This window comes from Altibacter sp. (assembly GCF_019913785.1).
Taxonomy (GTDB): Bacteria; Bacteroidota; Bacteroidia; order Flavobacteriales; family Flavobacteriaceae; genus Altibacter.
In genome coordinates this window covers 39,034-49,635 of record NZ_JAIOHK010000065.1, presented here as the reverse complement: position 1 = coordinate 49,635, position 10,602 = coordinate 39,034, and the positions used below count along the sequence as shown (strand labels likewise).

The 10,602-nt window shown below is 44.9% G+C and carries 7 protein-coding genes and 1 pseudogene; all 8 read right to left on the bottom strand.

What is annotated here, in order from left to right:
• A pseudogene (locus K8F54_RS12100) lies at positions 1-1,837 on the bottom strand (hypothetical protein); the annotation flags it as partial.
• A 110-nt stretch (positions 1,838-1,947) separates the two neighbouring features.
• Positions 1,948-2,325 carry a LysM peptidoglycan-binding domain-containing protein gene (locus tag K8F54_RS12095; protein WP_290791314.1) on the bottom strand — a complete coding sequence of 126 codons (378 nt, stop codon included), beginning with the start codon at positions 2,323-2,325 and terminating at the stop codon, positions 1,948-1,950.
• Between the two features lie 152 nt (positions 2,326-2,477).
• Positions 2,478-3,248 carry a HEAT repeat domain-containing protein gene (locus tag K8F54_RS12090; RefSeq protein ID WP_290791312.1) on the bottom strand — a complete coding sequence of 257 codons (771 nt, stop codon included), beginning with the start codon at positions 3,246-3,248 and terminating at the stop codon, positions 2,478-2,480.
• Positions 3,249-3,250: 2 nt separating this feature from the next.
• A complete protein-coding gene (locus K8F54_RS12085; protein WP_290791310.1) occupies positions 3,251-3,682 on the bottom strand; it encodes a DUF3291 domain-containing protein in 432 nt (143 codons plus the stop codon).
• 7 nt (positions 3,683-3,689) lie between these two features.
• Positions 3,690-6,989, bottom strand: a complete 3,300-nt coding sequence (locus tag K8F54_RS12080) for an amidohydrolase family protein (RefSeq protein WP_290791308.1) — start codon at positions 6,987-6,989, stop codon at positions 3,690-3,692.
• 47 nt (positions 6,990-7,036) lie between these two features.
• The gene (locus tag K8F54_RS12075; protein ID WP_290791306.1) at positions 7,037-7,609 is read right to left on the bottom strand and encodes a YdeI/OmpD-associated family protein; all 573 of its coding nucleotides are present in this window, start codon (positions 7,607-7,609) and stop codon (positions 7,037-7,039) included.
• A 7-nt stretch (positions 7,610-7,616) separates the two neighbouring features.
• Entirely contained in the window at positions 7,617-9,245 is a 1,629-nt protein-coding gene (locus K8F54_RS12070; protein WP_290791304.1) for a M1 family metallopeptidase, read from the bottom strand.
• A 17-nt stretch (positions 9,246-9,262) separates the two neighbouring features.
• Positions 9,263-10,594: a M28 family metallopeptidase gene (locus tag K8F54_RS12065; RefSeq protein ID WP_290791302.1), complete on the bottom strand. Its 1,332-nt coding sequence runs from the start codon at positions 10,592-10,594 to the stop codon at positions 9,263-9,265.
• Positions 10,595-10,602: the final 8 nt, after the last annotated feature.

Below are 10,602 nucleotides of genomic sequence, written 5' to 3'. Positions count from 1 at the left end.
TCGAAGCCTTTATCTGGGTGACCCAACTTCCTGCCGGTAGCCCTTTTATGTTTTTTGAGACGTCGGTCCAAGTCTGTCCTCCGTTTTGGGTATAGTGTACGCGTCCGTCATCGGTACCCACCCATAGCATATTGCGTTCCATAGGCGAGGGTTCTATAACGAGGATAGTCGTATGATTTTCAGCACCGGTAGCGTCCATGGTTAAACCACCACTTTCACTTTGTTTTTGTTTTTCAGGATCGTTGGTAGAGAGATCCGGTGAGATTACCTCCCAGGTCAATCCCTTGTCGGTGCTCTTGTGTACAAACTGACTTCCGAAGTATACCGTTTTACTATCAAATGGATCAATATTGATAGCCGAATTCCAATTAAAACGCAATTCCACATCCGGGTCGGAGTGGGTAGGGCGTACCGTATAGTTGTTCCCGGTCACCCAGTCGTAATAATCTACATACCCCTGCTGACTCATAGTCCAGCCATGACGGTTGTTGTCCGGGTCGGGCACTACATCAAATCCATCGCCAAAGGAAATCTCCTGCCAATAATCGTTTCGAATCCCTTGCGATTTCCATACATAGGCAGGGCCTCGCCAGCTTCCGTTGTCCTGCATTCCGCCGTACACATTGTAGGGAAATTCCATATCGACATTGATATGATAGAACTGTGCTACGGGTAGGTTTCCCACAAAGCGCCAGCTCTTTCCCCCGTCGTGTGTAATGTTCATCCCTCCGTCATTGCCGTCAATCATAAAACTACCATCGGTAGGATGGATCCACCAGGCGTGGTGATCGGGGTGTACTCCGTTGTCCACACCGTAGGCAGGCATAAGTTGTTCGAAATTCTTTCCGCCGTCTTCCGAAACATTTACATAGGTATAAATCGAATAAACCCGATTCTCATTCTCGGGGTCTACATATAGTTCAGAATAATAAAAAGGGCGATTCCCAATATCATCCTTGTCGTTGATCATCTTCCAACTAAAACCGCCGTCCTCACTTTTATATAAGGCATTCTTTTTCGCTTCTACCAACGCATAGACAATATGGGGTTTGTTACGTGCAATGGCAATTCCAATTCTTCCCAGTTCTCCTTTCGGTAATCCGTCGGCATCGGTACGCTTTTCCCAAGTGGCTCCGCCATCGTGGGTAATATACAGCCCGGAGCCTTCACCACCCGAATTAAAGAACCAAGGATCACGCTTGTGTTCCCACATCGCTACAATAAGTTTGTTGGGATTGGAGGGGTCCATGACCATATCGGCCACGCCTGTTTTGTTATTGGCGAAGAGGATCTTGTTCCAAGTCTTTCCACCGTCTGTTGTCTTAAATACCCCTCTTTCGGGATGCTCTCCCCAAGGAGAACCAATGGCGCCCACATAGACGGTGTTGGGATTGGTAGGGTCGATAATCACCCTGTGGATATGCCGTGTGTTTTCCAAGCCCATGAGCTGCCAGTTCTTGCCGCCGTCTAAGGACTTATAGATGCCATAACCACCGTTCAAACTGTTTCGCGGATTTCCTTCTCCCGTACCTACCCAAATCACCGACGGATTGGATTGCTGAATGGCAACCGCTCCAATAGAACCTGTCGCCTCCTTATCGAATATGGGATTCCACGTAATGCCGCCACTGTTAGATTTCCAGAGTCCCCCCGAAGCAGTACCAACGTACATCACGTCGGGATTGGAAGTGACTACGTCTATGGCTGTTACACGCCCGGACATACCTCCCGGACCTATATTCCGAGGTTTCAGGTCTTTTAAAATGTCCATAGAGAGTTGTTGTGCAGAGAGGGAGGTGGCGAAACAAAGGAACGCCAGGTAAAAGAGTTGTTTCATTGGTAGTTGATTGATTATGTAGTAAAAGGGTTTAGAACTTTTAAAGTTACTAAATTGTTGTATAAAAAAAAACTGCCCCGAAGGGCAGTTTAAAGTAGGGAGTAATTCAATTACAGATTCGGAATAACTAATTCCTGTCCCGGATGAATAAGATCCGGATTCTTAAGAATATTTCGATTCGCTTCAAAAATAGCATTGTACTTCATAGGATCCTTGTAGTAGTGCTTCGCGATCTTGCTTAAGGATTCGCCACTAGCCACAGTATGACGTGCATATACAGAAGCATCGGCAACTTTTATATCGGCCATGATATCGCTTGGATTATCACCTCCAATACGCTTTATTTCATCCCAAAGTTGATTTTTATCATATTGAGTAGCTGCAGTACCCCATACTTGAAGTTTACCGTTTTCTTCCTTTACATCACCGTTCTGAATATTCAACTTTTGTCCAAGATCCAAAACACTTTGATATTTTGCTTTAACCATTTTTATAATTTTTATTGTTTATGTTTTAAAGATACAAATTTTGAGTTTTTGATTCGAGGATTACCGCGTTAATAATTGGTTAAGAAGTAGCTTTTTCGATATGTTACAACAATTTCAGATAAAGGGTTTTCTTTGAGCGAAGGAAATGGTCTTCAGGTTTTTTCCATATGTTTTGTGATGTAAGAAATTACTTGTTGCTGTGATAAGGTTGAAAACGCAGCATAACGTTCTTCACTATGTACATCCACTATTTCATCCAAGGCATCTAGAACGACCGCTTTATTGGTCCAGCATTGTAATGCCTTGATTACTTTCGGTAAACAGCCTTTTTTATAGCTTATTTGACCCAAAACATGTACCAACGTGTCCCGTACCCGTTTTGATTTTTCATCCTGAAGTACATGAAGAAGTGGTAGAATATCTTCCGGGTGGGTGCGGCCTCGTAGTTCGATCCCGTGACACACCTGCCGTCGAATCTCCAGATCGGGATGGGTAAGATACTGCTTTGCCCAAGTCAGGGAGGGTTTTGGGTTTTTCTGACTCATCTTTTTTAATGAACCAATTACAGCATTACGCACTTTGTGATGTGAATCAAATAAAGCGGTGTCGAAAATGGCTTGTACTTTCTCAAACTGAAAAAGGCCAATTTCCCCGGCGGCATTCACCACTGTTTGCCGAATTAATTCACTGTCGTGTTTGTGTAATTTCTGAAGTAGTTCTAAAATACCTTCCCGAAGCCCAGTTTCACTGTTGTATATTCTTCCAACGCCCTGATAGGCTGCTTTTCGAATATAGGTGTCTTCCTCTGAAAAATACCCTAAAAATGGCTCAAGATCATTTCCTTCAACGGCCTTCTGAAGCTGAAACTGAATATCGGCGACTTTCTGTACTCGTTCTTCTTTCGACAACGCATAGAACCCCATAGCTAAAACGCGCTTTTAAAGCTAAAAGCATGCAGCGTTTCTCCGTGCTTTTGCAAGTAGGCGAGTCGTTCTTTTCCTTCCTCTACTGTGGGTTCGTGTCCATCCTCCACATGCCATAACACCATATGCATTTTGGGCATTTTGGCAAACCATTCTTTTTTTCTTCTGAAGATTTCCACATGCTCCGATTGGTACACAAATTTGAACAGACTTTCCCGATCCTTCCAAACGCTCATGTTCACCAAAATAAAATCCGATTCGTAGGCCCGCACCGAATAGGCATCGGCTCCGTCTTTATCGGTAAAGCGCCATACAAAGCCCGGACTTTTCTCAGCCAAGGCATTAATCGTATCGGTATTGTTGATGAAGTCGGCCATCACAGGACTGTCCATGGGCGCGATGGCTTCAGCTATATTAAACTGGGCTAAATGCATGTACTACCTATTGATGTCCTAGGTGGCATCCACAGCCGCCTTTCATAAAACCTTGGGTGTCTTCATGCCACGGAAAGGCTTCGTTGTATTTGCTATCTTCCCAGAAGAACGGTAATCGCTTTTTGGGATGATTGCCAATTTCGTTCATTGTATTGGCGTCGTACAGTCGGCCATTGGCCATGACCATCTCAATGGTTTGGGTATTTTCAATATTTTCCAATGGGTTTTCAGAAAGAACGATCAAATCGGCCAATTTTCCTTGCTGTAACGAGCCTATATCGTTGCCGGCACCAATGTACTCGGCCGCATTGATGGTTGCCGCTTTGAGCGCCTCCAAATTAGTCAGACCACCTTGTGCCAGCATCCAGGTCTCCCAATGCGCTCCCAAGCCTTGTAATTGTCCATGGGCTCCCATATTTACTTTGACTCCGGCATCGCTCAGTTTTTTGGCGGTTCCTGAAACCAAAATATGACCGTTGTCGTATTCTTCCGAAGGAATTTTCGTTCTGTGTCGTGATCGACTGTCAATAATGGCTCTGGGTGTAAAGGTCAGCAGTTTTTCATTTTCCCAAACATTATCACGTTCAAAATAATAGTACTCACCATTGAGTCCCCCGTAATTTACAATGAGGGTTGGGGTATAACCGGTTCCGCTTTTTCCCCAGACCTCCAAAATATCTTTATAAACCGGTGCCACAGGAATATTGTGCTCAACCCCGGTATGCCCATCAATAACCATGGTGATGTTGTGGTAGAAGGTAGAACCGCCCTCAGGAACTACATTGATCCCTAATTCACGAGCCGCTTGTAAGACTTGTTGCCGTTGTTCACGTCGGGGTTGGTTGTAACTCTTCACACTCTTGGCACCAAAGGCCTTGGTACGCCGAATACTGCTTCGGGCATCATCCAGGCTGTTGATAAGGGCCTTAAAATCCCCATCGGCACCATATAAGATAAAACCGGTAGAGTAGAGGCGAGGCCCCACTAATAAACCTGCCTTTTGTAATTCGGAAAGCGAAAAGACCGTTTCTGTATTGGCCGAAGGATCATGCGAGGTGGTCACTCCAAAGGCCAGGTTGGTCATAAATTGCCAGTTCTGCTGCGCGGTCAACCCGCTTCTGAAAGCCCCAATATGCGCGTGTGCATCCACAAAGCCGGGAATGATGGTCTTCCCCCTAGCCGGATATATTTTCGCATCGCCGGGTACGGTCACCTTGGACGCTTCGCCTATGCGTTCAATTTTATTACCATGGATAACGATGGTTCCATCTTCAAAAATAGTATTTCCATCCATCGTAATGATACGTGCGTTGGTAAAGGCAATTCGGCCTGAAGGTTTATCAACTGCAGCCGTCAATCCAATTTTAATGCCTTCCGAAGTCATTTCAGGCACCTCCTTGGGCGAACCCGGTAAATAGGTAAATCGGTTTTTGATCTCGTTGCTGAAGTATTCATCACCCAAGGTCCACATTACTTTTTTGCTGTCCGCAGACCAGTGAATACTGATTCCCGCATCTTTTGCCAGTTGTGAAACCGGTACAAAATTCGATTTGTTATCCAGATCAACAGCCTGTCCATTCATCACTAGTGGGGCGACGTAAACCTTGTGTAAATTGGTAAAGGCGATCCATTGGTTGTCCGGACTCGGCACCAGATAATTTGCATACTTGGACGTAACATGCTCCTGTTCGTCATTTCCCTTTAAATTAACACTGATCAATTTTTTGGTTAGGGCACCGAAAAAGGTACCGCCTTTTTGTAGGAAAATTCTTTTTCCGTCTTTGCTGAAGGTAGGGAAGGCTCCATCGTCGGTCACTTTTTCTTCATTCCCGCCCGAAGCATTCATGGTGTAGATTCCCGGTTCTTTTGTAAAGGTAAATCCTTGATCCAAATTGCCACCTTCTTTTCTGAAGACGATAGTATTACCCGTAGGCGCATAGGAAGGGGTTCGATAAATTCCTTTGGAAGTAGTTAATTTTACAGGTGTTCCGCCCGAAACAGGGACTTTAAAAATGGCACCTTTCTCAAGATCGTTCCAGGTAACGAAAACGATATCGTTTCCATTCGGGGAGAATGCCGGTTCAAACTCAAAATCGGTGCCGGTAGTTAATTTTGTTGGAATTCCGTTGGGTAATTCTTTTTTCCAAAGTCTCCCAAGGGACTGAAAGATAATAATTTTTCCGTTAGGCGAAGTCACCGTTTGCCGAATCATTTTCGAAGTAAAAGTTTCGGTCTCAATAGGGGTGTTAAAATGCACCGTTTTTGCCAAATCGATATTCACATTGACGGTAAACGGAATATTGGTCACCGCTAGGGAGTTAATATCGATCTTTTGGATTTTTCCACCACTCCAAAAAACGAGTTCCGTATTATTAGGCATCCAATCGAAATTGGGATACACTCCAAATATAGCCCAAGCCTCTTGTTGGTCCTTGTTCAAGGTATCAAAAACAGGCCATTCTTCTCCGGTTTCCAGATCGTGGATATACAATACGGTTTTGGTGCGAACCCGTTTTACAAAGGCCAATTTTGTCCCATCGGGAGAAACGGCAGGCCGCGCTGCGCCACCGGGTCCTCCTGTTACCGTTTCGGTTTCACCGTTTTCAAAGTTGTATCTTTTAATGACATAGATTTGGTTGTTGGGATCCTTATTATACTGGAAATTACCCCCCGGATACATGTCCTCACTATAATAGAGATACTTCCCATCTGTCGATACAACAGGTTCGTTCACGTCCTGTTGGTCGTTCTTTCGCTTGGTTAGCTGCAAACCGCTTCCTCCGGTAATATGATATTGCCAAATCTCACCGGCACCTAAACTTCTGCCCGAAGTGAAATGTTTTCGCGCGACCAGATAATTACCATCGGGCATCCAATACGAATTATTCAATAACCTAAAATCTTCTTTGGTGACTTGTTCGGCATCACTGCCGTCTGCACGCATCACCCAAATATTGTCACCACCACCGGCATCACTGGTAAAGGATATTTTGGTGCCGTCCGGACTAAATCTGGGCTGGACTTCAAAAGGAATTCCGGTACGGATCGCCTTGGCAGTTCCACCCTGAATGGGCATGGTATAAATATCGCCCAGGAGGTCGAATACAATGGTTTGCCCGTTCGGACTTACATCCAGATTCATCCAAGTCCCTTCATTGGTGGTAAAACTGTGTGTCTTATAGTTGAAATCGGCACCGGGTGCAGCGACATCCCATTTGGTGTCTTCTTCTTTGGTGTCTTTTTTCTTTTTCTGAGCTTGTAGGGATAGTGTGCAGGCAATAGCCAATAGTGATAGTATAATTCGCATGTGGTTGGATTTTTTGAAGTTTTAAATATAGGGCTTTTAAAGGAATTCTATGAGCGTGACTTTTTATTGGCAGCACAGAGGGAAATAATTTCTGAAATTCGCTTCTCTTGAGTTTCTACGCGTTTGGCTTGGTATAGCCAACTCAAATAGCTTTTTCGATAGCCCGGTGCAAAATTTTGAAAGTTTTCGTAGGCTAGGGGATTCTTTTTAAAGGCCTGTTGTAATTTAGGAGGGATCACTAGATTCTCAATCTTATCCATGGCGTTCCAAGTTCCTAGTTCCTTGGCGATTTCAATGCTCTTCCAACCGCTGTCATGAATAAGACCTTCGGACTCCAATTCGATTATATAGGATTTATTGAGGGCACTCCAATTGCTCTTCGGATTGCGCGGACAGAAATACTGCTGGCGTTTCCCATTCCCCAGACTTCGCACCGTGCTATCGATCCACCCATAGCAGAGGGCAACCTTTACGGCCTCTTCCCAGCGCATGGTAGGGACCTTCAATTCTAATTTAAAGAATATCAACTGTACCCCCTGTGGGTAATGGGGATGATTGTCGTGTAACCACGTACGCCATTCGACGTCTCTTGGGAAGTATAATTCGGGTTTTTCCTCCAAAACAATATTATTTTTTGAGCCGTTCAGAATTCACATAAAAATCCTTCTTAATGGCGATATCTTTTATGGGTTCTGAAAATACCTGTGTTTTCCATTCGGCAGCAGGGAAGATCCACTCTTCTTTGCCATTTACAACAGCAATCACCGGCATATCAAAATTTTCCACGATTTCTTCATACCGAAACTGTAACGTGTTCCCATCCACTTTGTACACCAAAAGCGGGACCATGGTAGTGCGTAAATACTGATCCCAGAATTCGTTCATATGAATTCCTTTTTTGGCGGCGATATAATCTTCTAGCTGTTTACTGGAAACCGTCTGATGGTAAAAGTCCTTGTTTAAACCCACAAGGATCGCTCTCCACTTTTCATCGTCTTCTATCAACTGTCGTATGGTGTGTAAGATGTTTGCTCCCTTGTAATACATATCACTACTTCCTTCGTTTTGAACTCCGTAGGCCCCGATGATTGGTCGGTCATTCTGAATCATATTGCGGGTCCCTATCACATAGGCCGAGGAAGCCTCTTTTCCAAAGTGATAATCCAAATACAGATTTTCGGAATAGGCGGCAAACCCTTCGTGGATCCACATATCGGCCACATCGATATTGGTGATATTGTTGGCAAACCATTCGTGCGCCGCCTCGTGGATGATGATAAAATCGAATTTTAAGCCCCAGCCCGTTCGGGACAGGTCGTTGCCTAAATAACCATTTCGGTATTTATTTCCGTAGGTAACACTACTTTGGTGTTCCATGCCCAGATAGGGTACTTCCACCAATTTAAAACTGTCTTCGTAAAAGGGGTAGGCGCCAAACCAATATTCGAAGGCTTCCAACATCATAGGAACCTGCTTGAACTGCTCTTTCGCCTTTGCCTCGTTTTCACGCAACACCCAATAATCCAGGTCGAGCTCGCCTTTAAGACCTTTGTACTTTTCACCAAAATGTACATAGTCCCCAATATTGATATTTACCCCGTAATTGTTGATGGGATTCACAACCTTCCACTGCCATGTCTTTTGATCTCCTTTGGCTTCGGTTTTTATTAAACGTCCATTGCCCACACCTACCAAATCGGCGGGAGCGGTAATCGCCAAGTTTAGTCCGTTTTCGGGTTCGTCGTAGGGGTGGTCTTTATTCGGCCACCAGATACTGGCTCCAATTCCTTGATTGGATGTCGCGATAAAATGCTTCCTATTACTGTCCTTTTCCCATGAAAACCCCCCATCCCAAGGAGCTCTTCGGGCCACTCTGGGTTTTCCGGAAAAGTAGAGGGTTAGTTTATTGTTATCCCCTTTTTTCTGTTTTTTCTGAAGCTGAATAAAATGAGCATTCCCTTCCGAAGTGAAAGACAACTCCGTTCCATCCTGAATAACCTTGTCCAACTGCATGGGTGGTTGGAGATCGATCTGCATCACATTATTTTGTGCTACCACCTCGTAACTTACCGTATTGGTACCCTGTATAAAACGTGCTTCGGGCTGTACTTCTATGGCCAGATCGTACTGGGTTAAATTCCACCAGGCCCGCTCCGGCGTAATGCTACCTCGTAAGCTATCCTGATGGGTAAAATTTTGTGAAAAAGCAATACTGCCCATGAGCATAAAGAGCAATAGGAATGTGATTTTTTTCATTTGTAGGGTAATTTTTTTTATCTGAATGTTTTATTGGGAAAAACCACCACGCTTTCATGGCCGTCTTTTCCAACCGAAGCCACACCAAAGAAGTAGTTGTCTATTACAATACCTTCCAAGGTAAAGGTATTGGTATCGCCCACGTACCGACTATAGTCCCAGGTAGGAGAGGTGGTGTCTCGCCAGTAGATCTTATAGCCCACAGCACCTTCCACCTTGTCCCATTTTAATTTTACTGAAGGTTCTACAATGCCACCGATAGCGACATTCGTTGGAGCAGGTGGTGCCCAAGCCAGGCTTGCCATGGATATGGCGTTTACTGCCGTCAATTTCTTTGCATATTCAAAATTCACGAATTTTAGTCGGTCCCCGTATTCAATTCCGTCTTCCAAGCGTAGGTCCTGATGTTGTTGGGTGTAATTCTCGTGTGACTCCATGATACGGATTCCTGCAAAACCGGCATCGTTAAAGGGACGATGGTGTCCGCCACGGCCAAATCGGTCCAAACGGTAGATCAGGTTTGGATGCATTTCGGGCATATAGGTTTTGGTGGTGGTATAAACAAATCGTGCTAATTGTCGGGAAATTCCGTCTACCTCACCACCGTAAAAACGGCGCGCATTGCGTTCGCTTTCGGTTTCGGTGGGTGGCACCGGCTCCGAAAAAATTCGAAAATCCCGATTGCTTATCACGCCATCTACACCTTGAATGTTGCCGATCATGTCATTGTTCAGCACGCCAATAATATCCCAACCCTTATCCTTTGCATATTGCGCCAATCCCTTACCCCCAAAAAGTCCCTGCTCCTCACCACTCAGTCCGACATAGATGATACTGCTTTCAAATTGGTATTTGGAAAGCACACGAGCTGCTTCCAACGCACCCGCCATCCCACTGGCATTGTCGTTGGCCCCTGGTGAATCGGATGTAAAGTCGTTCGGGTCGCTTACTCTGGAATCGATATCGCCACTCATAATGATATAGCGATTGGGATATTTCGTCCCTTTTTGGATAGCCACTACATTTACCACCCATACATCCTTTACAATTCGATTGTTCGCTCCCTTTTGCACCAGGTCTTTTTGATAAAACACATCAAGGCAATCACTACAATCTTTCGAGATGGTTTCGAATGCGGCCTTGATCCAACGGCGTGCGGCACCAATACCACGGGTTTGTGAGACCGTATCACTTAGGGTGTGGCGCGTCCCAAATTGGGCCAGGGTGGTTATGTCTGCTTCAATTCGTTCGGCAGAAACAGCATGGATGATATCGTAGATTCTGGCATCGGTTTGGGCAAAAATACCTGTGCCTGCTATCATTCCGATTAATACAATAAAAATTTTCATTCTGGTTC